The following is a 23370-nucleotide window of genomic DNA, read 5'->3' on the forward strand; positions in this document are numbered from 1 at the left end:
CCAGTGCTCCTCTTGGAGGTTTTATTTCTTGTCTTCGTCAACGACTTCATAATCAGCGTCTACGACGTTGTCTTTGCCGGCTCCGCCTTGGGAAGCGTCTGCGCCTTCAGCGCCGCCTTGAGCAGCCTGAGCTTGCTCATACAGCTTCACGGACAGCTGCTGAACGATTTCGGTCAGCTTCTCAGTAGCTGCTTTGATTTCATCCAGGTTGTCAGTGCCAACAGCTTTGGACAACTCTTCTTTAGCTGCGTTCGCTTTTTCGATTTCGCCAGCGTCCACTTTGTCACCCAGGTCTTTGATCGTTTTATCAACGCTGTAGATCAGCTGGTCGGCATTGTTTTTCGCTTCAACAAGCTCTTTGCGTTTCTTGTCTTCGTCCGCATGCAGCTCGGCGTCTTTCATCATACGTTCTACTTCTTCGTCGCTCAGGCCGCTGGAGGAAGTGATCGTAATTTTTTGGCTCTTGCCTGTGCCTTTGTCCGTAGCGGATACGTTAACGATACCGTTGGCATCGATGTCAAACGTAACTTCGATTTGCGGTACGCCGCGCGGAGCCAAAGGAATATCGTTCAAAGTGAAACGTCCCAGCGTTTTGTTGCCGGCCGCCATTTCACGTTCCCCTTGCAGCACGTGGATTTCAACGCTTGGCTGGTTATCCGCATAAGTGGAGAACACTTGGGATTTGCTTGTAGGGATCGTAGTGTTGCGGTCGATCATTTTCGTGAACACGCCGCCTGCAGTTTCGATACCCAAAGACAATGGAGTTACGTCGAGCAGTACCACGTCTTTAACGTCACCAGTCAATACGCCCGCTTGAACAGCTGCGCCCAGGGCAACCACTTCGTCCGGGTTAACGCCTTTGTGAGGTTCTTTGCCTGTCAGTTTCTTGATGGCTTCTTGAACGGCAGGAATACGAGTCGAACCGCCGACAAGAACGATTTTATCAATATCCGAAGCGGTCAAACCTGCATCGCTCATCGCTTGACGAGTAGGACCCAGCGTGCGCTCTACCAGACCTGCGGCCAGCTCTTCGAACTTAGCACGAGTCAGGTTCACTTCCAAGTGCTGAGGCACGCCGTCAACTACGGTGATAAACGGCAGGGAGATCGTTGTTGTAAGCACGCCGGAAAGTTCTTTTTTCGCTTTCTCGGCAGCGTCTTTCAAACGTTGTACAGCCGCTTTGTCTTTGCTCAGGTCAATGCCTTGCTCTTTCTTGAATTCGTTCACGAGGTGATCGATGATCACTTGGTCAAAGTCGTCGCCGCCGAGGTGGTTGTCACCGCTGGTGGCTTTAACTTCGAAGAAGCCGTCGCCCAGTTCAAGGATGGAAACGTCAAAGGTACCGCCGCCAAGGTCAAACACGAGGATCGTTTGATCTTCCGATTTTTCCAGACCGTAAGCAAGGGCTGCCGCCGTTGGTTCGTTGACGATACGCAGCACTTCGAGACCGGCGATTTTACCCGCGTCTTTAGTGGCTTGGCGCTGGCTGTCGTTGAAGTAAGCCGGAACGGTAATAACCGCTTGGGTTACCGGTTGGCCCAAATATGCTTCCGCGTCAGCTTTCAGCTTCTGCAGGATGATTGCAGAGATTTCTTGAGGCGTGAAATCTTTGCCGTCGATGGATTCTTTATGGTTCGTACCCATATGTCTCTTGATGGAGATGATGGTACGGTCAGGGTTCGTGATCGCCTGGCGTTTAGCCGTTTCACCTACGATACGCTCGCCGTCTTTCTTGAAGCCTACTACGGACGGAGTCGTACGCGCGCCTTCAGGGTTCGGGATAACAACGGCTTCGCCGCCTTCCATTACCGCTACGCAAGAGTTGGTTGTACCCAAGTCAATACCGATTACTTTACTCATGGAACATGTCCTCCTAAAATTTTTATGAAGCATTTGCTTCGTTAGGTTAACTTCGCAATAAAAATTCACTTCGGAAGCATAAGCTTTTTGTTGAGCATACGCTTCTTGAATTATCTTCGAAACAAAATGACTTCGTAAGCATCAGCTTAATTTTTATGAAGCATTTGCTTCGTTAGGTATTCTTTGGTCGTAAAAACTTCCGGAAGCACAAGCGATTCCCGCATCCGTGCCTCTAAGTACAGGCATTCAAGTTAACCGCTTAACTTGAATGTTTCCTTAACGGCGTTTAGCCGCTCACCTTCACCATCGCCGGACGAAGAACTTTGTCTTTCAGTATATAGCCTTTTTGCAGTTCTTCCACCACGATGCCTTCTTCATACTCATCGGTTTCGACCGTCATGATCGCTTGATGGTATTCCGGATTAAACGGTTGTCCTACTGTTTCCATAATGGTTAAACCTTCGCTCTTCAGGACGCCTTCAAACTGGCGGAAAATCATCTCCACCCCTTTGACGAAAGAAGACTGGTCCTCCTGTTCGGGAAGGCCGGCAGCCAAAGCGCGTTCAAAGTTATCAAACACCGGCAGCAGCTCGCCGATCAGCTTGGATGATGCGTATTTAGCCAGTTCTTCTTTCTCTTTCTGCGTCCGTCTGCGGAAGTTATCATAGTCGGCCTGAACGCGAAGCAGCCGCTGCTGATGCTCAGCAGCTTCGGCACGCAAACTGTCCAGTTCCGAATCGGAAGCCGCTTCTTTGGCTTCTTCCGTTACGGATTCTGTGCCCGCTTCAGGAACCGCAGTTTCCTGCTGAAGATCCTGTTCATTTTCCACTGTCGCTTGCTCTTGCTCTTGCTCATTCACATTTGCTTCGTTGTTCATATGGGTTTCCTCTTCAGTTCGATTGATATTCTTCAAAGAAATCTTCACCTCCTTGAAGGGCAGGCCTGCTTGACCATCCCGCTTCCCGCGTTATGATTTCGACAATGCCGCCGTAAGGTTGTTGGACAAAATGTTCAAAATCCCGATTACCCGCGCATAATCCATCCGGGTCGGCCCCAGAATGGCGATGGATCCGAGAGCCTCTCCCTCAACCGAATACGTGGCCGTAATCAGGCTGCAATTGGCGATGGCCTCATGGGAGTTCTCGCTGCCGATGCGGACCTGGATACCTGAACCGCTGGCGACCGAAGAAATCATCTTGGTCAGGGTCGGTGTTTCCTCAAGCAGATCAAGAATATTTTTGACCTTCTCCACATCCTTGAACTCGGGTTGGGTCAGCATATTCGTTGTACCGCTCAGGAAGATCCGCTGACTCTCCAAATTGGAGCCAAACGTTTCATCAAGCACACTCATCAGTTCCTGATAGTGGGACACATGACGTTCCATTTCCCGGCCGATCTCCTGAAAAATTCGCGCTTTCAGCTTATAAATCGGCATGCCGGATAAACGGTGATTCAGCAGATTAACCATCCGCTCGATTTCCGAAACCGCAATGCCGGGCGGAATCGCTACCGTCTTATTCTCTACCTGTCCGGTATTTGTTACTACAATAGCTACCGCCTTATTATCATTTAAAGGAAGCAGTCCAAAATGACGAAGCGTTGTATGGAACACTTCCGGTCCTAACAGGATCGAAGTATAATTCGTCAAATGGGATAAAATCGTACCTGCATGCTGCACGACCTGCTCGACCGCATTCAGCTTTTCTGCAAAAAAGGCCTTAAGGACCTTCAATTCCGATGCGTCCAGCGAAGTCAAAGGCACCAGGTGATCCACGTAATACCGATAACCTTTGTGGGATGGAATCCGGCCTGCCGACGTATGCGGCTGTTCCAGGAAACCAAGCTCCTCCAAATCGGACATCTCATTACGGATGGTTGCCGGGCTGTAGCCGACATCGCCGCGTTTCGAGATACTGCGGGACCCTACCGGTTCTGCAGAACGGATGTAATCATCCACAATCGTTGTTAAAATAAGTCTCTGGCGCTCCGTCAACATAGGTAATCCCTCCCCGTTCGTTATCTAACGCTTCCGCTTTAGCACTCACTACAATAGAGTGCTAATCACTATTACAAAAATACCAGACCAACATGACGATTGTCAAGTCAGTCCAGCATTTTAAGAACGGCAATTTCGTCGCAGCAATGCTGCTTTGCACAGTGGATGCAATCCGTCCAGACCTTCTCCGGAAAGATCTCTTTATTGACGACCTCGAAGCCGTTTTTTATAAAAAAGGAAACCTCATAAGTTAGCGCCATAATTTTCGGAATAGATCTGGCTTTCGCCTGTTCAATCAGCTTGCTGACGATCATCGAACCTAATCCCTGGCCTTTGCAGCCTTCCGTAATTCCCAAGGATCTGATCTCCACCAAATCGTCGCCAAGCTGGCAAAGTGATCCGCATCCGGCTACCTGCCCGTCTACCTCAACCACTACAAAGTCGTTGATCTGTCGTTCCAGAACCTTGCGCGACCTTGGAAGCATGATGCCCCTTCGTGCGTATTCTTCTATCATCAAAAACAAAGGCTCAACATCATCAATGGTTGCAGTTCTGCATACGGCAACGGCTGGCATCGTCAGCGCACCTCCTCGGGTTAATAACACGAATAAATATACAATAACGCGTATAAAACTTCAATAGGTTCCTTCCAAATTTTAAAGGAATATTTTCTCCTATTTTCAGGGCCGGACACCCTTTAATCAAAAAGAAAAACGGACCCTGCCGCAAGGGCAAAATCCGTTTTAAAACTTTTTATAGTGAAGGGCATCTGCCCCAAGTTCAGTCTCCCACCGTCAAATAACCAATAAACGCACCAAATACATCGTTTCCGTATAAAACGCCCTGTTCACTCAATTTATACCCGTCTCCGTCGCTGCGGCTTACGAGCAGTCCTTGCTTGAGAAGGCGTTCAAGCGGAGCCTGGAACACGTCTTCAAATTTCCGGCCAAACTGCTCTTCAAAACGGGAGGTTTGCATCCCGTCCAGCATACGCAGCCCAACCATGGCGAAATCCTCCATCGCTTCCTCTGCGGATACCGTAAACTGCTCCAATCTCGGAAGCCCGGCCGCGGCCCCTTGATTATAAGGGGTGACTCCTTTGATGTTGACGTGCCGCTGTCTTCCGACATAACCATGCGCTCCGGCACCCAGACCATAATAGTCCTCGTTGCGCCAGTAAGTCATATTATGACGGCTCTCAAAGCCCGGTTTGGCAAAATTGCTGATCTCATACTGCTTGTAGCCGGCCTCTTTCATCCGCGACATCAGCAGCAGGTACATTTGCAGCTCATCTTCTTCATTTGGAAGCGGCAGCTGATTCTTCTGATACATCGTATGGAACAGCGTATTCTCTTCCACCTTCAGGCTGTAGACCGAATAATGCGGCAGATCCAGCTCAAGCGCTTTAGTAATGCTTTCGTTCAGCATCTCCACGGTCTGATTCGGCAGTCCAAACATCAGGTCGATCGACAGATTGTGAAGTCCGGCTTTATGCGCGTTCTCCAGGCTGCGGTAAACGTCATCCGTATTATGAATACGGCCAATGCCGCTCAGCAGCGTATTCTGGAAGGATTGAACCCCAAAGCTCACGCGGTTCACTCCGCCCGCCTTCATGACAGCCAATTTATCCAGGTCGGTTGTCCCGGGATTGGCTTCCATCGTAAATTCAATATCCGGAGCCCAGTTTGGAAAATGCTTGCGGACCGAAGCCAAGAAAAATTCCATTTCGGCCGGAGTCAGCACGGTCGGCGTACCGCCGCCCACAAAAATCGTATCGATCTGCTGCGGCGGCGTCTGCTGTACCGTCAGCTCCATTTCGCGGTCCAGCGCCCGCAAATAATCCATAACCGGCTGATCCTTCAGCACATAGGAATTGAAATCGCAGTAAAAACATTTATTCGTACAAAACGGAATATGAATATAAACGGCTTTAGGCGGCCCAAAGCTGGAGCGGATTTCCCCTGCCCCTGCGTCAACTTGCTGACCAGCCAAACCTTGATTGTCCACTCCTGTTCCACCTGCATGAACATTCATTGATCAATAACACCTCCTGAAAGCAAAACCTTCCCTCTTCCTTAATTACCACTTACCACTTTATCCTCATTCCGGACTTTCATTTCTATCCTTCATCCAGACCTTCATTCCTGACAGAAAAATTTGTAAGAGGGAGCCGGTTGAACGGCTCCCCCTGTTACTTGATCCCTACTATAAAGGATACTTTGATCCCGGCTATGAACTAAGCTCACCATTCATCAACCAAACGCCAACGTCAATGAATCCCAGATTCTATATGAATCTTAGTTATCGTCAATCTTGAGCACGGCCATAAATGCTTCCTGTGGCACTTCAACGTTGCCGACCTGCTTCATCCGTTTCTTGCCTTCCTTCTGCTTCTCGAGCAATTTCCGTTTCCGGGAAATGTCGCCGCCGTAACATTTCGCGAGTACGTTCTTACGCATCGCCTTAACGGTTTCACGGGCCACGACCTTCGTGCCGATGGAAGCCTGAATCGGCACCTCGAACATTTGGCGCGGAATCAGCTCGCGAAGCTTCTCGCAGATAACCCGGCCGCGATGGTAACCTTTGTCCCGGTGGACGATAAAGGACAAGGCATCGACCTGCTCTCCGTTCAGCAGGATATCCATCTTCACGAGATTGGATTTGCGGTAGCCGGACAGCTCATAGTCAAACGACGCATAACCTTTCGTGCTCGACTTCAGCTGATCGAAGAAGTCATAAACGATCTCCGAAAGCGGAATCTGATACGTAATCGTCACCCGGGTCGTATCCAGGTATTCCATATTTACGAATTCACCGCGTTTGCCCTGGCAAAGCTCCATTACGGTACCTACATAATCATTCGGCACGATAATGGCTGCTTTCACGTATGGTTCTTCTACATATTCGATTCGTCCCACTTCCGGATAATTGGAAGGGTTGTCGATTTCGATCGTTTCGCCGTTCGTCAGCGTAACCTTGTAAATAACGCTTGGCGCCGTAGTAATCAACGGAATGTTGAACTCGCGTTCAATCCGCTCCTGGATAACGTCCATGTGCAGCAAACCGAGAAAGCCACAGCGGAAACCGAAGCCCAGCGCGCTCGACGTCTCCGGCTCAAAGCTCAGGGAAGCGTCGTTCAGCTGCAGCTTCTCCAGCGCTTCGCGCAGGTCGTTGTAATCCGAGGTTTCGATCGGGTACAACCCGCAGTAAACCATCGGATTGATTTTGCGGTAACCCGGCAAAGGCTCCGCCGTCGGGGTCTTGGCGTCCGTTACGGTGTCGCCGACCCGGGTATCGCCGACATTTTTGATGCCGGCTACGATAAAACCTACGTCTCCGACATTAAGTTCGTCGACGATGCTCATACGCGGTTTAAATGCGCCGACTTCAATGACCTCAAACGTCTTGTCGGTCGCCATCATTTTAATTTTGGAACCTGCTTTGATTTTGCCGTTCACTACACGGACATAAACGATAACCCCTTTATAAGGGTCGTAATGCGAGTCAAAGATCAGCGCTTTAAGCGGTTCGTCCGGATCTCCGGTCGGAGCAGGAACCTGGCGCACTACCTGCTCCAGAATTTCCTTGATGCCGATTCCGGCTTTGGCAGAAGCCAATACGGCTTCGCTGGCATCCAGACCGATAACGTCTTCGATCTCCTGCTTGACCCGTTCCGGATCGGCACTCGGCAGATCGATTTTGTTGATGACCGGCAGGATCTCCAAGTTATTGTCCAGAGCCAGGTATACGTTCGCCAAGGTCTGGGCTTCAATCCCCTGGGCCGCGTCCACGACCAGCAATGCGCCTTCACAGGCTGCCAAACTGCGGGATACTTCATAAGTAAAATCGACGTGTCCCGGTGTATCGATCAGGTTCAGCAAATATTCTTCGCCGTCATCGGCTTTATAGGTCAAACGGACAGCCTGGAGTTTAATCGTGATTCCACGTTCCCGTTCCAGCTCCATTTGGTCCAGCACCTGCTCCTGCATTTCGCGGGACGAAAGCGCTCCGGTAAATTCAAGAATCCGGTCGGCCAACGTGGATTTGCCGTGGTCTATATGTGCAATGATACTGAAATTTCTGATTTTCTTCTGTCGTTCTCTAATGTCGCTCATGCCTTACCCCCACACAGGTACTTATAACCATTACTTCATTATAACAGATCATAGGAGGCACCAGCAATGGCAAGTACAAAAATCAAACTATTCGGTCAACGACCCAAACAGAGAAACCACCCAATTGATGCTTTTCTGCGAGACGTTCTGCAGCAATTCCCCCGTTTTATCCGCGAAGCGATCCACCGACGTCTGCGGGGAAGGCGACAGCAGAAGCTGGCCTGGCGACTGGTACTGCGGAACACCAGCCGTATTTCCAGACTCTCCGGCTGAGCCGCCTGCAACCTGCGGCAGCTTCGTGGGAGCCGGCAGGGAGCCTCCCGATTGCCCCGGAGTTTGAATATAATAATAAGTCGTCCCATCCGGCAGTTTCACATAAGTTCCTTGCTCATATCCACTTCCTGCTGCGGAAGTTCCGCTGCCGTCTTGTAGCGGAGCAGAAGCAGCCGGGGCTCCCTGCGAAGCGGCGGCCGCGCCCGAGGGAAGCGTTCCCTGCAGCGAGCCGGCCTGGGCGGTATAACCGCCAGAACCGCCGGCTGTATCCCCTCCTGAAACGAGCTGCATGCCCAGGGCCGCCCCGGCGGCCAGCAGGCCTCCATACAGCAGAACTCTTTTTAATCCACGGGCCATAAGGTTTCCTCCTTGATTAGATTTGCTGGATGATCAGCTTCTGTTTAAATTAAGGCTTGGTCGTCTTAGTCTTATTGGAGCTGGAGGCTGTGCCGCCTACTTTCTCCGCTTTCTGGTCTTCGAAATAAACGTCGGCCAGCGTATCTGCCAGAATCTTGGAGGTGCGCTGCAGCTCCTCCTTCGTGTTATCAATACCGCCCACCTCGATCAGGACGCTGTTCGGCGATAGGGACTGGTTATATTCCCCGTTGCCCTGAGCGCTCGTTTTGCCCCAGATGCCGCGGGATAAACCCGGATATTCTTTTTCGATCCGCTCATAAATTTTGTTCGCGAACGCTTCGTTCTTCTTCCAGTCCGGGTTGCCGTGTCCGATGATGAAATACAGCTGTGCATAGCTGACTCCGTTAATCGTTGTGGTTGTTTTGCTGTATCTCTGCGAATCCCTGTGAATGTCGATGAAATAATTCAAATCCGCGTATTCGGCCAGCGTTTCTTTTACAGTCACGCGGGAGTACTTATAGGAGTAGTTATAATTGTAGCCCTGTACATTTTTCATATAGTCTTCGAAGGCGTGATAAGCCCCTACTCCTTTTTTCTCCAATTCTTGGGCAACAAAGTCACCGACGACACCAACATTTTTAGCCGGGTCGGACGAGCTTGGATTGTCCGTTTGCTTGCTGAGCAGCGGATTGTAAGATTCGTAGGGATGGGAATGATAGATCATGACGGTTTTACGCTCTTTGGCCGAGGAGGACGAGGCTCCATTCGAAGCTCCATCCTTCCCGTCGGTTCCCTTGGAACTTCCCGTATTATCAGGTTTGCTTGTTCCCGTTTGTGCCCCGGAAGGCTGCTGGTCCGATGAATCCTTGGTTGGACTGCCGCCGCTGTCTGTCTGGTCTTTGGAACTGGTAGACGGAGATCCGTTTTGATCCGGGCTTTGATCCGAATCCGTATCCGGCTTGTCCGAGTCACCGGTTACGCCGCTGTCGGGATGATCCTCGGTATCGCCCGTCCGGTAATCCTCCGGCGCAGTCGGCGCAGCTGTTCCCGAACCGGCGCGAAGCAGAATCGGATTGCCGGCAGCCAAACCCGGGACTTCCCGGGCAACCAGACTTTTCGGATCCGATGGATTAACGTTCGTCAGCAGCTGGAAGACGAAGTTGGTCATATTTTCCCCGGACAAAACTTCATTCTCCACCGGCTCCTTATCTTTCAAATGAGGCACTTCCATGCCCAGCATTTCGGCAAAGAAGCTACCGGGCATCGATGCTGCCAACCCCTTCATAGAGGAGACTGGGGAGCTGTTGATCCGTTTCTCGGCGAGCCCGCCAATCCCCAGCAGCACAAAAAACACAAATGACAATAGCGTGAGCACAACCATCGTCCGGCCCATCGCCAATATTTGAATGGTTCTCCGTTTGAACTGTCCGACATTCCATGTTTTGAACCCGTTCATCCTTGATGCCTCCTTACCCTGGTTAATTACGTGTTTATACTTCAAATCTATGAACCGGGTGATAGAGGTAGAACCTGGAATCTATTATTTTTTGCTGTTTGTGAGAGTTCCTTTGAGAATCAGAGGTTTGAGAATAAGAAGTAAAAAGTAAAAGTAGAATAATTAGAAGGTACAAGAATTGCAGGAATGAAAAAAAGCAACCCCGCTGCCTTAGCTTTACCAGGCGCGGAGCCGCTTCTTATAGGGAGGAATCTGAAGCAGACTTGGTTTAGATGAATATAGGGTTAATATAGGGTTAATGCGTGTAAGACGCCACATTGTCGCCGTTCACTGCCTGATGCAGGGCCGCATTCAAACCGCTGGCAATCACGTTGGCAATGTCCTCGACAAACTCGTCGATTTCTTTAGGAGTAACCACCACGTCGTGGCCAAGCGGCTGAAGCACTTCCTTAACCAGCATAAGCCGCTCCTGTTCGCCGAGCTCCGGCAGCATACCGAGGATCTGTTTCGTCTGTTCAGCCCCGCTGCCCGAAAAATGCTGCTTCATCATGTCAATAACGCTGCCAACGATGGTGGAAGCATAACAAACGGTAGGCACGCCGATCGCAATACACGGCACACCGAGGATATCTTTGGTCAGCCCCCGGCGTTTGTTTCCCACCCCGGAGCCCGGATGGATGCCGATGTCCGCGATCTGAATCGTCGTATTCACCCGTTCAAGCGATTTGGAGGCGAGAGCGTCGATAGCGATAACCGCGTCAGGCTTGATGCGGTCCACAATCCCTTTAACGACGTCGCTGGACTCGATGCCTGTTAAGCCCAGCACGCCCGGTGCAACTGCGCTGACTTCACGGTAGCCGTCGTTGACCTGTTCCGGAGCAAGCTCGAAATAATGGCGGGTCACCAGGATATTTTCCACTACAAGCGGTCCTAACGAATCCGGTGTAACGTTCCAGTTGCCAAGGCCAACCACCAGAATTTTGGCTTCCGAGGAAATGCCGATCTTTTGCAGGAATCCGCTGAACTCTTGTACAAACGTCCGGGCTACCCGCTCCTGCAGATCCGTATCCTGATTGCGAAGGCCTGGTACCTCTACCGTAATATAATGGCCCGGAACACGCCCGATGCGCTGCGAAGCAGCCTCGTTGGTGACATCGATACGAGTGACTTTAATGCCGCCATGTTCCTCGACTTCTTCATTTAACCCCGGGATCGGCCCCCCGTAAGAAGCTTCCGCGATTTCTTTGGCATCAACCGCCAAATCTGTCCGTACATTATATTTCTGCAAATCCAGTTCCATTGTCTAACCTCCTGCTTACACCTGTTTAGCTGTAGTTTGCGGGACAACCGTCAAGTTTATACAAAAGATATGGATTTAAGGATTTTGCGGATTTTATTGCAATTTGTCCTACCACGTGCTAAACTATTTTAAGTTGTGAACCATCTGAGTGATCATGCCTTACAGGAGGTGAAATGCAATGCCAAACATTAAATCCGCAATTAAACGCGTTAAGACTAGCGAGAAACGCCGTGCTCTGAACGCTTCCCAAAAATCCGCACTTCGTACAGTTGTTAAAACTGCCGATACAGCGCTGGTAGGTAACGATGTGGAAGCAGCTAAAGCTGCAATCGTTGCTGCTACTAAGAAATTGGATAAAGCCGCAACTAAAGGTTTGATCCACAAAAATGCAGCTGCCCGCAAGAAGTCCCGTCTTGCCAAGAAATTGAACGCTCTTACGTCCCAAGCGTAATTGTCCGTTTATATACAGCATAGCTGACATGGAGAAACCCCGAACGAGCAATCGTTTGGGGTTTTTAACTTTCTACAAGCTTTGTATGGATTGTGTTCTGATAGGTAATAAGGGCAGCTTCTCTGGAAAAGGGATAACGTTCAAACATGGCCATGGCGCAGGGATCGGTCGTATCGATCTCTGCCTCCAGTTGTTTGTACCCGTGATCCAAAGCGAACCGGATTTGCAATGAAGCAAGCAGAACCGAATAAGGCAGACTGCCGGCATCCCTTGTCCCCCGCCACCCCAGCTCCAGCGCCTCCGGCTGATCCGTCTTATGCAGAAATGCATATGCCGCAATGCCATGCTTCGTTATAACGACATAACTGCCTTCCAGCACAACATCTTCACTGAAACACAGCTGCTCCCAACGTTCCAGCGCAAATTCCCCGGGAGGATTAACCGTATGGGTAGCTTCGTAATATCGTTTCACAAGTCTGACCAGCTCCTCTGTAAGATGAGGGCGCCCGGATAATAAAACGGACATATTTATGATTTCGTAATGCTGCGGAAGGTTCACAGTCTGATCAATTTCAAGTTCAAACCTACTGTCGCAAACAAGCTCAAGAGGCAAGGCCGTCAAATAAGTTCGCCGAACCTCCTGAAATCCGTATTGACTGTATAAACTGGCGAGCTTGCTCTCCGTTTCTCTTATAGAGGTTTGCAGAGGCCTTCCCGGTTCCTCTGACCGCTTCACGATCTCATCCAACAATCGTCTCCCGGCTTCCTCCAGGCTATCCGGAGTGATTGCCATAGCCACATAAGTACAAAAAGGATGAAATTCTGCTTTCCATGAGACTGCCATTCCGGCGATCTGATCCTCCTGAAGTGCCATAAAGGCTGATCGATAGCCCGGACTTCCAAATCCGCGCATGACAAATTCAAGAGAACCTCCCGTCTGCATCTCCACGCCTGCGATTTGCGAAATCCAACGCTGCCCCTCCGCCCGGTCAGGCAAAGTCAAGATTTGAATCCTAGGGTTCGTCACCAGCCTCATCTCCTCCATCCTTCCAATCTTCTCTATGTTCAATCCTGATAACTAAAAAGACGCCCTCTCAGGCGCCTAATTTAAGCAAAAACATCTCGATGCCAAGTACCTTGTCAATGCCGCCGCTTTTCATTTGATAGTCCAGCTGTGCAAGCTGTGATAGCGTTTGGGCGAGTTGCTGCGGACTGAACTTACGGGCCTGCTCGCCGGCGATCTTAACCGCATACGGATGCAGACCCAGCTGGGAAGCAATTTGCTGCTGGGAATAGCTCTGACTCCCCAATTCTTTGACCTGCAGCATAATCCGGAACTGACGGGCAATTAGCGAAGCGATTTTGATAGGCTCCTCTTTCTGCTTCAGCAATTCATAGAAGGTGCCAAGCGCACGATCCAGCTTCAAATTGGCGATGTCTTCCACCATACTGAATACATTCTGTTCCGTAGTGCGGGCAACCAGCGTTCCTACCGCTTCTACCGTAATTTCCCCGCCTGCTCCCGTAAACAGACAAAGCTTATTCACTTCAGCCGATAAAGTGGACATTTGCACGCCAGCATTGGCAATCAAGGCCTCCGCCGCCTGCTGCCCCATCGTGCATTTATGTTTTCCGGCTTCACGAATCACCCATTGTACGAGCTCTGAAGCGCCCAGCGGCATAAAAGAGAGCACCTGCCCGGCGGTTTTGATCATCTTAACGGTCTTCTTCCGCTCGTCCAGCTTCTCCCCGTTTGCGATAAACAAAATCACGCTGTACTCAGCAGGATCGGCCAAATAAGAGAGCAGCCTTTCCACGTTATGCTCGACCTTTCCGCCTTCCTTTGCCGCTGTAAAAAGCGATGCTGACTGAACGATCACCAGCTTGCGTTCCACCAGAAACGGGAGTGTTTCGGCTTCTTCTACTACCAGCTCAACCGGCGTTTCCGAAAGGTCTATCTGTACAACAGCCATCTCCCGCTGTTCCGGCTCCACCAATTGGTTCGTGAGCGTGTCCACAAATTCACGAATTTGATATTTTTCGGTACCATAACATAAATATAAAGGACTTACTTTCCCTTGTTTAATCTCTTTAATTGCCGTTCTAGCATCCAATTTCCGAAATCCCCCTGCCTGCTTGCGCCGCCCGATGCCGCGCATCTGATTCCATCCTTATATGATCTTCTATTATTGTAAAATAACTTCTCCCTGTAAACAACAAAGGAACTCCAGACCTTTGCAGGACTGAAGTTCCTTTGCTCCAGTGCATCTATATAAACAAAGGCTGCGCAAGCTCTAGAAACTTGCTGCCTTTGGTCATACGACGTACAGGTGTTCATCTGATCGATAGCTGCTAGACAATGTATTCTATTCCGGCTCGCCGAAAAAGGTTCCTTATTTTTGAATCATCGATGCAGCTTGGGCTGCATCCACCTGGGATTCAACGGGACCCGTCTCCTCAATGGCGGTATAGAAAAAGATCAAACCGTCTTTGGACCAATGAGCCGAACCTTCTTTCCACTCTCCGTTTACAGGATCATCGTAGATCTTGGTCAGTTCCCCTGAGGAAACCAGATAGACATTTAAATGCCCGTCCTCAAGTTTGGCTACATATTGTCCGTTTGGAGAATCCCATACGTTAGTCTCAACCGTGGCCTGAATGCCCATCGAGAAAGTATTCTTCTTCGCATCGGCACCCGGAGGGACCGAGGGCTCGAGCGAAGCAGGCGCATCCATGATAGAAGCCGTTCCAGCCGAATCCGAATTGTCATTCGGATCGCTTGAATCTGGAGCCGGTTCATCGGATGGCATCGGGTCTGTGGACGCTGGCGGCGTCTCCACCTTAACCGGACGGTCCACTTTCGCTGTCCCGGAACCTGCAGATTCCTTCGGCGGTGCTGCAGGCCCATCCGTCCCCTGCTGCCCTTGTTTAGGATCAGAACCCGGATTCCCTTTAGTTGCCGAGCCTTGATCCGAAGTTTGTCCGTCAGAAGCAGAACGGTCTGTTTCTGACGGAGTTGGATTTACTGTACCAGTACCGGCTGAGCCGGCATCATCCATGCTCTGTACGGGATCCGAAGCCGATGAACTGCTGCGGTCAGCAGCAATTCCAGGCGCAAGACTATCCGCTGAATCCTTTGCCTGCCCCGGATCGGACGGTTCACTCGATGCGGGAGCAGATAAATCCGAGCTCTCCTGATTGGGAAACGCCGATGGAGACGCCCCGGTTCGCTGCTGAACGGCCGGCTCGGCATTAGGAATTTCCTTCGGTTGAAATTGATAGATGCAGAATCCTAAAATAACCACCGCTGCTGCTCCGCCTGCTACCCGTGTCCACAGCCGTCTTGTTCTGGACGGTAAAGAGCGCACTCGACTCAAATCAGACTTATCCGTCTGCTGCAAATCGTCTTCTGCCACAAGCGGCTTCATAACGGAAGGGGCTGACGAAGTCTCCTGCTTAATTTCAGCCTGTTCACCCGATCGATCTATTTCGTCTAAACGGGATAAGATGGAGTCAACCAGACTGTATCCCGGTTTCACATCCGGCAGACTGTCCAGCCCGGCCGAAATACGCTTCAGCATATCAAAGGTTTCAGCACAGTCCGGGCAGCTGTCCAGGTGCTGGAACAGTTGTTTCGTTTCTATTTCGCTCAGATCGTGATCCAGATAACGGTTCATCCATTCGTTTGCCTCTTGGCATTTCATCCCGACACACCCCCTTTCTGATAATCCTGAAGTAAGTTTTGAAGCTGCTGCCTGGCCCTGTATAAATAAGATTTGACCGTATTAAGCGGCAATCCCATCGTATCTGCAATCTCATTGTAAGAAAAATCCTGAAGGTAGCGCAGGACCACAACTGACCGGTGATGTTCCGGAAGCTGGCTGATTGCGGCCTCGATATCCTGAGCCAAATACCCCGTCATCACTTCCCGCTCCACGCTTTCTTTTCCTTCAAAAACCATTTCATGTTCCTCAATCGAAACGGTCGGTTTCGTTCTCCTGAACTTGTCGATACAGATATTGGTAACGATACGCTGGACCCAGGTTTTAAACTGTGCTTTCTCTTCATAGGAACCAATTTTTGTATAGATCCGGATCAACGCCTCCTGCGCTGCATCATGCGCGTCCTGTTCGTTATTCAGAATATAGTAGGCAGTCCGGTAAACATGCTGTTCGATCTCTCGCAATAGGGTGATTAGAGCGTCGCGATCGCCGGATTGAGCGGCCCTGATAAGTTCCTGCTCTACCACAATGATCCCCCTTCCTTGCAACATTACAGACGGTCTTTCCGCGCTATTTGTTGCATCTCCGATGTTTCTGATCAAATATTTTTTAGAAGTCTGTTAAACATCTGACACGCAGTGTCTTCAATAGAATAGCAGAAAAAAAGAGCCCCGTCATTAGACGTGCTCTTCCCGCCGGTTTTACTTTTCCACTTTATGCCTGGACGTCATTTTCCCGTCTTTCACACTGATTTGAATCTCACCAAGCTCGTCCGTTCGCTGCACTTCCGTCCCTGCTGCCAGCAGTCTTTGGAGCACATCTCCGTTAGGATGCCCGTAGGTATTATTGGCGCCGACGGAAATGACGGCATGACGGGGCTTCCAATAATTGAGCCACTCTTCCGTCGTAGATGTTTTGCTGCCGTGGTGGGCCACTTTAAGCACATCAACTGCTCCTGGTCCCCCGGTTCCCTGAATTGTCTTTCCGCCTGTCAGGCCTTGGGCCTGCTGCAGATCAAGCATAACCACCCGCTCTTCTTTCGCATCCATATCCCCCGTAAACAGAAAGGAAACTCCCTCCATTTCCATTAGAAAAACAACGGACCGGGCGTTCTGATCTTCAAGTTTCCGGATCTCTTCTGTTCGGGACTGGGACTGTCCCTGCTCTTCTTCTAAAGGACCTATAAATTGTAGCTGGGTATGCCTGTCAGCCTGAAGACGAAGTCCGTTATGAGCATAATAAACCGGAATTTTACGTTGCTCTACGCGGCTGAATACCTTTTTAAAAGCAGGGGTGTCCGTGACACTGCCGTTCATCACCAGAGCTTTGACGGGAATTTGATCGAGGACAGCCTGTAAGCCGCCGGCATGATCCTGATCCCAGTGTGTAATAATCACGGCATCCAAGGCGTGTATGCCTCTCTTTTTCAAAATTGGCACCACAACCTTCGCCCCGACCTCATAAGGCACCCTTCTGTCGCGCCAAGCATCTGACGCCTTGCGAAATGAAACCGTTCCTCCGCTATCCACCAGAATATTCCGCCCCTGAGGAGTTGTAATCAGCATACAATCGCCTTGACCAACATCAATAAATTGAACATAACCCCTTCCTTTCGCATAAGCCGGTTGGTAGCCTCCGTACAAGACCGCTGCGAGCAGGACCCCACATAACCAAGCGCCATAGACATATCTTTTGTTGGCAGAACGGAGAAAGCCCATCACCGCATCCATAGTTAAAGCAGAGGGTGCCGCCCACCCCAACACGGCTGAATGTGAACGCTGACCTGGAGCCATGTCCGGGTGCAACGGAACGGTGTCATCATTCCTGGAAGCCCAGAGCTCTGCCTGTTCTGAGGACACCGACGCCCGGCGAATCCATTTGAGCATGAGATAAAGCAGGACATAAAACAGAGCGATCCACCAAAGCGGCGGGGATTTCCAGATCAACATAACCCCCTCTCTTGCCTCCAGCCAAGCCACAGCATCAAACGTGACGGCATTGATGGCTTTAATCGGATACGCCGCCCATTTCCCAAATGGCTCGTAAATATAGCTGAGAACAAGGGCGGCGGTTCCGGCTGGCAGCGACACCAGACTGATCGCGGGCACCAGCAGCAGGTTGGACAACAGAGACAACAAGGAGAACTGATTGAAATAATAGATCGTAAGCGGAAAAGAAGCCAGCTGCGCCGTCAGGGTAATTGCCACCGCGCCTGCCAGACGTTTCGGCAGGAAGCTAAAAAACGGCTGCATCAAGGGTACTACTACAATTAGTCCTGCCGTAACCACAAACGACAGCTGGAAGCTGACGTCCAGCAGATAATACGGCTCCCAGACCAGCATCAGCAGCGCTGCTGCCGCCAGCACATGAAGCCCGTCTTTCAGGCGATGCTTGCGCAGAAGAAATAAACCGATCATAGCCATAATGCCAGAACGAACCACAGAGGGAGATAAACCTGTAAGCAGCATGTAAAACGGAATAAACGCGATCACTGCAGTAATCGACGTCTCCCTCGGCACTCTGAACCTTCTGAGAAGCCAGAATAAAACCGCTACATTAACAGCCACGTGACTGCCGGATATGGCTAAAATATGGGTTAATCCCAGCGCGGAGAAGCCGCTGTATATATCGGGATCCAGCTCCTCCGTATCCCCGATCAGCAGACCTTTCATAAAGCCGGCGTTGTTCCCGCCGAAGATGAACTCGATCTGCCGGCCGACAGCCTGGCGCATTTGATCGTTATAACCTAGCAGCTTCGCTATGCTGAAAGGGCCCGGCCCGGTCTTCACTGCTGCAGCACCGGGCGCTTTCAACAGCCAGTGAATATGTTTGTTGTGGAGATAAGCTGAATAGTCGAATCCGCCGAAATTACGGGCTCCAGCCGGTTGTTCGAGTGTACCTTCGATTTCTATGCTCTGACCCCGTGTCCAAGTGTTGACGATTTGAATTTCCGATTCCTTCGCTAGCCTGACTTGCACCTGCACCTTCTCGTGATGGATTGTCGTTCCGCCAAAGTCGGTTGCAGCCGCGGCTGCTGCCGCTCCATAAATGGCCTGATTGACCTCCATGATGAAATCCGCGCGGTCACCATCCCGTTCGACAGCCGAAACGAGGATCCCCTTCAGCCTGACCTGCGATTCATTCAGCTCCTCTTCCGAAACTTGAAGACGATCAGGCAGGGTTGAGTGGTTATGTGCTTCATGGATTTGCCAATAGAGGAAGGATGCCGTAAAAAGCAGCAGCATAACTACGGTCTGTTTCTTCGCTCTGCCCATCCGTAAGGCAAATATTGAATATCCGAGCAGACAGGCAGCCCACAGCAGCCAGCGGGTCCCTCCGCTGAAGAAATACGCGATTCCGCTGCCGGCGATCCACCAGCAGGCAGACTCCAATAACGGCCTTTGCTTCACCGTGTTCATTCCTCCCTTCTTGTACATCCAAAATACAAAATGCAAAATAACAGCTTCATTAATCTATCTCCGAAACGACTCTAAAGTTTTACTCTTGAATTACTCTCAAATCTACCTACGAATCTATTTAGAGAACCCACAAAGACAACAAAAAAACCTCCACGGTCTTTACCCGCAGAGGTTCTTCCTCTTAAATCTCTTGCATATGCTGTTTATATAAACCTATAAATCTACTGACACCGCACCCGACCGAAAGAGTCAGCTGTGAATGCTTCCTTCCATCGTATCCGCAGGCGGCTGATAGCCCTCCAGCTGACGGAAGGTGATACCCTTCTGGCGCGTCAATTCGCTGACTAAATGCGTATCCTTGGGATAAGGGCGATGGTAAACCACTTCCACAATGCCGCTGTTGGCAAGCATTTTGGCACAGGTCCAGCAAGGCTCGTCTGTTACATAAACGCTGGAGCCCTCACGGTCGGCACGGTCCGTGAACAGCAGCAGATTCTGCTCCGCATGAATCGTGCGGATGCAGCGCTGCTTGCGCACGACCTGCTCCTGGCCGTCCACCACAACGGTCTCGAGCTCTTCGGCAATCATGCAGCCTGCTTCGGAGCAGTCGGGAACGCCGGAGGGAGCGCCGTTATAGGCGGTGCCGAGCAGCTTTTTCCCCTGGACCAGCACCGTTCCTACATGGCGTCTATTACAGCGGGAGCGGGTGGATACCATATAAGCGATGTCCATAAAATAGGTGTCCCAATCTTTGCGAATGTTCACTTTCCAGCTCTCCTGTTCTCAGAGTCCGATATAAGGCCGCATTTTTTCAAACATTTTGTCTCCGATACCTTTCACATTCTTCAATTCATCCAGAGAAGAGAAAACGCCCTGCTGATTCCGGTACTCTATAATCGCTTGCGCTTTCTTCTCGCCAATGCCGGGAATTTCCTGCAGCTCGCTAGTGCCAGCCGTATTGATAGAGATGACACTGGATGACGCCGCGGCTGCGGCTGCATCTGCCGGCATGCCGCCCGGCTCTTGACCTGAAAGTCCGGCAGAAGTACCAGGAGCCGTAGCTGTCGCCATGGAATCTGCGCTTGTGGAGGAGGCTCCAGAAGTTGAGACCGGAGACGCAGTGGACCCGGAAGCTCCAGCAGTGCTTGTACCGGACTGTCCCGCAGGCGCGGCAGATCCGGAAGCAGCCGATTCAACCGGCTTCTTGCTTTCAGACACTAACGTTCCCGAAGAAACCTGACCGTGATCCTCCACAGCTGCCGCCATCGCTTCATTGACCGGAGCCCAGCCGTTTATACCGGAAGAGGGTTTAATCCCTAAAACCAGCAGCATTAATCCGGCTCCGCAAACGGCAGACAAAACAGCGATTGAAATACGTTCCTTTAACATGGCATTACTCCAATCTTGTCCAAAATTCATGCCGACTCCATGATGCCAAAGCCATAAAAACCCATGAATGTCTGTACAAGTTGTCGTCTTGATGCGTTCAAAAAACCTTGTCTATTACTTGCTAATTAGAAGCGAAAGACAAGGGGACTTAAAAAGCTAGCGATGAACCTTCGGAAAGTGTCCAAAGATTCATCGCTAAGTGTAGTACCAGGATGTCGCTTTTTAATTGTTAAACGGCTCAGCCTGCTGCAGTTTAGTTCGCTGCAGCTACAATACAATGAGCTTAGCTTAATTCGCTACAATGTTTACGAGCTTGCCGGGAACGGCAACCACTTTGCGGACGGTTTTGCCTTCCACGGCGGCTGCCACGTTCGGCAGGGCAAGCGCATGCTCCTGCATCGCTGCCTGATCGAGATCCTTAGAAATCTTGGTGCGTTCAACGATTTTGCCGTTGACTTGAACGACAATTTCTACCTCGGCCTCAACAGTCCAGGCTTCCTCGTAAGTCGGCCACTGCGCATAGGTAATGGATTCGTTATGTCCAAGACGCTGCCACAGCTCTTCCGCGATATGCGGAGCGAGAGGGGAGAGCATCTGCACAAAACTTCCAGCTGCCGCTCTTGGCACCACGTCCGTTTTGTAAGCTTCGTTGATGAAAATCATCAGCTGGCTGATGACGGTGTTAAAGCGCAGGCCTTCCATGTCCTCCGTTACTTTCTTCACCGTTTTGTGCCAGGTGCGTTTGAAATCGTCGCTGCCGCCTTCATCCGCAATTTTGCTGTTCAGGCTTCCGTCTTCGGCTACGAACAGGCGCCATACGCGGGACAGGAAGCGGTGCGCGCCGTCTACGCCGTTTGTGTTCCATGGCTTTGTCGCCTCAAGCGGCCCCATGAACATTTCATAGATCCGCAGCGTATCCGCGCCGTATTCATTTACGATATCGTCCGGATTGATGACATTGCCGCGGGATTTACTCATCTTCTCATTGTTGGTTCCCAGGATCATGCCTTGGTTGACCAGCTTCTGGAACGGCTCTTTCGTGGAAACCACGCCGATATCATACAGCACCTTATGCCAGAAGCGGGCATACAGCAGGTGAAGCACGGCATGTTCTACGCCGCCGATGTAAAGGTCGACAGGCAGCCATTCCTTTTGTTTCTCCAGCGAGCAGAAAATATCGTCATTGTGCGGGTCGATAAACCGCAGGTAATACCAGCAGCTGCCGGCCCATTGCGGCATCGTGTTCGTCTCGCGCCGCGCCGGAAGCCCGGTTTCCGGATCGGTGGTGTTCACCCATTCCGTCACGTTGGCCAGCGGAGATTCGCCCGTGCCGGACGGCTTGATCTGGTCGATGTCCGGCAGCACCAGCGGCAGCTGGTCTTCCGGAACCGGCTTCATCGTGCCGTCTTCCAGATGAAAAATTGGAATAGGCTCGCCCCAGTAGCGCTGGCGGCTGAACAGCCAGTCGCGCAGGCGGTAGGTTACTTTGCCTTGCCCATGGCCGTTATCCTCCAGCCATTTGATCATCGTGCGGATGCCTTCTTCTTTGTTCATGCCATCAAGGAAACCGGAGTTCACATGCGGGCCTTCACCACTGTAGGCTTCCTTGGACAAGTCCCCACCCTGCACGACTTCAATGATCGGCAGTTCGAATTTGACCGCAAATTCATAGTCGCGCTGGTCATGGCCTGGAACGGCCATAATGGCTCCGGTTCCGTAACCGGCCAATACGTAATCCGCGATCCAGACCGGAATTTTGGCGCCGTTCACCGGGTTAACCGCATAAGCGCCCGTAAATACGCCGGATTTGTCTTTGGCAAGGTCCGTGCGCTCCAGATCGCTTTTCCGTGCGGCCTGATCCTGATACGCCTTAACAGCTGCAAGCTGCTCGGCGGAAGTGATTTTTTCCACCAACTCATGCTCAGGGGCCAATACAGCATAAGTAGCGCCAAACAAGGTATCGGGACGGGTAGTGAACACCGTCAGCGTTTCATCAGAGCCGTCCACGCGGAATACGACTTCCGCACCTTCGGATTTGCCGATCCAGTTGCGCTGCATGTCTTTGATGCTCTCCGACCAGTCCAGTTCCTCCAGGTCTTCCAGCAGGCGCTCTGCGTATTCGGTAATCTTCAGCACCCACTGGCGCATCGGTTTGCGGATGACCGGGTGGCCGCCGCGTTCGCTTTTTCCGTCGATAACCTCTTCATTCGCCAGAACCGTGCCCAGCGCGGGACACCAGTTAACCGGCATCTCGGCTACATAAGCCAATCCCCGCTTGTACAACTGGATAAAAATCCACTGCGTCCACTTGTAATATTCCGGATCGGTCGTGCTGATCTCGCGGTCCCAGTCGTAAGAGAAACCCAGCGATTTGATCTGACGGCGGAAGTTGTTGATGTTCTTGACCGTAATGTCGCGCGGATGCTCGCCCGTATCCAGGGCATGCTGCTCCGCAGGCAAACCAAACGCATCCCAGCCCATCGGGTGCAGCACGTTAAAGCCTTTCATGCGCTTAAAGCGGGAAACGATATCCGTCGCCGTATAACCTTCCGGATGGCCTACGTGAAGTCCGGCACCGGACGGATAAGGAAACATGTCGAGCGCGTAAAATTTCGGTTTGCCCGGGTCTTCCTTGGTTTTAAAAGTTTTGTGCTCATCCCAATAAGCCTGCCATTTCGGCTCAAGACTCTGGGGATGATAGCCGTTTGGCACTGTTTGATTCTCGGACATAGGTTGCTTCCTCCTTAAATGTCTTGCCTGAACAATCGAACAATCATGTAAAATAAAAAAACTCCCATCCATAGCGTATAATCGCTAGGGACGAGAGTTTGATTCCCGTGGTACCACCCTAGTTAGCTTCCGGCATGCTTTGCCTTAAGCTCACTTTAACCCTTAACGCGGGTGAAACGGAGATGTTCCCAAGTGGCGTGGACAATACGCTAAACGGAGTTACCTAAAACACCCGATAATGTCCTCCAAGTTTGCATCCCGGCTCCGAGGCGAGTTCGCATGGGTCTCCAACCGGCTTGCAC

18 protein-coding genes and 1 other annotated feature (1 of these 19 cut by a window edge) are annotated in these 23370 nt (G+C 51.1%); of the genes, 1 reads left to right on the forward strand and 17 read right to left on the reverse strand.

Going from position 1 to position 23370, the window contains the following annotated elements; all coding sequences use genetic code 11:
• Window positions 1-21: 21 nt before the first annotated feature.
• The 9 genes from dnaK to gpr form a co-directional block, all read right to left on the reverse strand.
• The gene (dnaK, locus tag CBE73_RS07105) at window positions 22-1860 is read right to left on the reverse strand and encodes a molecular chaperone DnaK (protein ID WP_094093644.1); all 1839 of its coding nucleotides are present in this window, start codon (window positions 1858-1860) and stop codon (window positions 22-24) included.
• A 286-nt stretch (window positions 1861-2146) separates the two neighbouring features.
• Window positions 2147-2737 (reverse strand): nucleotide exchange factor GrpE, encoded by a 591-nt coding sequence (gene grpE, locus CBE73_RS07110; RefSeq protein WP_094096179.1) that lies wholly within the window; start codon window positions 2735-2737, stop codon window positions 2147-2149.
• A gap of 90 nt (window positions 2738-2827) precedes the next feature.
• Complete coding sequence (gene hrcA / locus CBE73_RS07115) at window positions 2828-3856, reverse strand: heat-inducible transcriptional repressor HrcA (RefSeq protein ID WP_094093645.1); 1029 nt, start codon at window positions 3854-3856, stop codon at window positions 2828-2830.
• A 107-nt stretch (window positions 3857-3963) separates the two neighbouring features.
• Entirely contained in the window at window positions 3964-4431 is a 468-nt protein-coding gene (locus CBE73_RS07120; protein WP_094093646.1) for an N-acetyltransferase, read from the reverse strand.
• A gap of 205 nt (window positions 4432-4636) precedes the next feature.
• Complete coding sequence (hemW, locus tag CBE73_RS07125; RefSeq protein WP_094093647.1) at window positions 4637-5890, reverse strand: radical SAM family heme chaperone HemW; 1254 nt, start codon at window positions 5888-5890, stop codon at window positions 4637-4639.
• Between the two features lie 263 nt (window positions 5891-6153).
• Window positions 6154-7971, reverse strand: a complete 1818-nt coding sequence (gene lepA / locus CBE73_RS07130) for a translation elongation factor 4 (RefSeq protein WP_094093648.1) — start codon at window positions 7969-7971, stop codon at window positions 6154-6156.
• An 87-nt stretch (window positions 7972-8058) separates the two neighbouring features.
• Entirely contained in the window at window positions 8059-8601 is a 543-nt protein-coding gene (locus CBE73_RS07135) for a hypothetical protein (RefSeq protein ID WP_094093649.1), read from the reverse strand.
• A gap of 49 nt (window positions 8602-8650) precedes the next feature.
• Window positions 8651-10057: a stage II sporulation protein P gene (locus CBE73_RS07140; protein WP_094093650.1), complete on the reverse strand. Its 1407-nt coding sequence runs from the start codon at window positions 10055-10057 to the stop codon at window positions 8651-8653.
• A 295-nt stretch (window positions 10058-10352) separates the two neighbouring features.
• Window positions 10353-11357, reverse strand: coding sequence for a GPR endopeptidase (gpr, locus tag CBE73_RS07145; RefSeq protein ID WP_094093651.1), 1005 nt, complete (start codon window positions 11355-11357; stop codon window positions 10353-10355).
• A gap of 178 nt (window positions 11358-11535) precedes the next feature.
• Between gpr and rpsT the strand changes: the two genes are divergently transcribed.
• Window positions 11536-11808 carry a 30S ribosomal protein S20 gene (gene rpsT, locus CBE73_RS07150; protein ID WP_068696583.1) on the forward strand — a complete coding sequence of 91 codons (273 nt, stop codon included), beginning with the start codon at window positions 11536-11538 and terminating at the stop codon, window positions 11806-11808.
• Between the two features lie 64 nt (window positions 11809-11872).
• Here the strand turns inward: rpsT and CBE73_RS07155 are convergent, their stop codons facing one another.
• The 8 genes from CBE73_RS07155 to leuS form a co-directional block, all read right to left on the reverse strand.
• Window positions 11873-12835, reverse strand: a complete 963-nt coding sequence (locus CBE73_RS07155; protein ID WP_157739432.1) for a GNAT family N-acetyltransferase — start codon at window positions 12833-12835, stop codon at window positions 11873-11875.
• Between the two features lie 67 nt (window positions 12836-12902).
• Window positions 12903-13922, reverse strand: a complete 1020-nt coding sequence (gene holA / locus CBE73_RS07160) for a DNA polymerase III subunit delta (RefSeq protein ID WP_094096180.1) — start codon at window positions 13920-13922, stop codon at window positions 12903-12905.
• Between the two features lie 279 nt (window positions 13923-14201).
• Complete coding sequence (locus CBE73_RS07165; protein ID WP_094093653.1) at window positions 14202-15512, reverse strand: zf-HC2 domain-containing protein; 1311 nt, start codon at window positions 15510-15512, stop codon at window positions 14202-14204.
• Window positions 15509-16057, reverse strand: coding sequence for an RNA polymerase sigma factor (locus CBE73_RS07170; protein WP_094093654.1), 549 nt, complete (start codon window positions 16055-16057; stop codon window positions 15509-15511). Before CBE73_RS07170 ends, CBE73_RS07165 begins: the two co-directional genes overlap by 4 nt.
• A 174-nt stretch (window positions 16058-16231) precedes the next feature.
• Window positions 16232-18940: a ComEC/Rec2 family competence protein gene (locus CBE73_RS07175; protein WP_094096181.1), complete on the reverse strand. Its 2709-nt coding sequence runs from the start codon at window positions 18938-18940 to the stop codon at window positions 16232-16234.
• A gap of 258 nt (window positions 18941-19198) precedes the next feature.
• The gene (locus CBE73_RS07180; RefSeq protein WP_094096182.1) at window positions 19199-19708 is read right to left on the reverse strand and encodes a deoxycytidylate deaminase; all 510 of its coding nucleotides are present in this window, start codon (window positions 19706-19708) and stop codon (window positions 19199-19201) included.
• A gap of 24 nt (window positions 19709-19732) precedes the next feature.
• Window positions 19733-20338 carry a ComEA family DNA-binding protein gene (locus CBE73_RS07185; RefSeq protein ID WP_229752472.1) on the reverse strand — a complete coding sequence of 202 codons (606 nt, stop codon included), beginning with the start codon at window positions 20336-20338 and terminating at the stop codon, window positions 19733-19735.
• Between the two features lie 288 nt (window positions 20339-20626).
• A complete protein-coding gene (gene leuS / locus CBE73_RS07190; RefSeq protein ID WP_094093656.1) occupies window positions 20627-23068 on the reverse strand; it encodes a leucine--tRNA ligase in 2442 nt (813 codons plus the stop codon).
• 83 nt (window positions 23069-23151) lie between these two features.
• Window positions 23152-23370, reverse strand: a binding site (T-box leader); it runs 58 nt beyond the window's last position.

This window comes from Paenibacillus physcomitrellae, assembly GCF_002240225.1.
Lineage (GTDB): Bacteria > Bacillota > Bacilli > Paenibacillales > Paenibacillaceae > Fontibacillus > Fontibacillus physcomitrellae.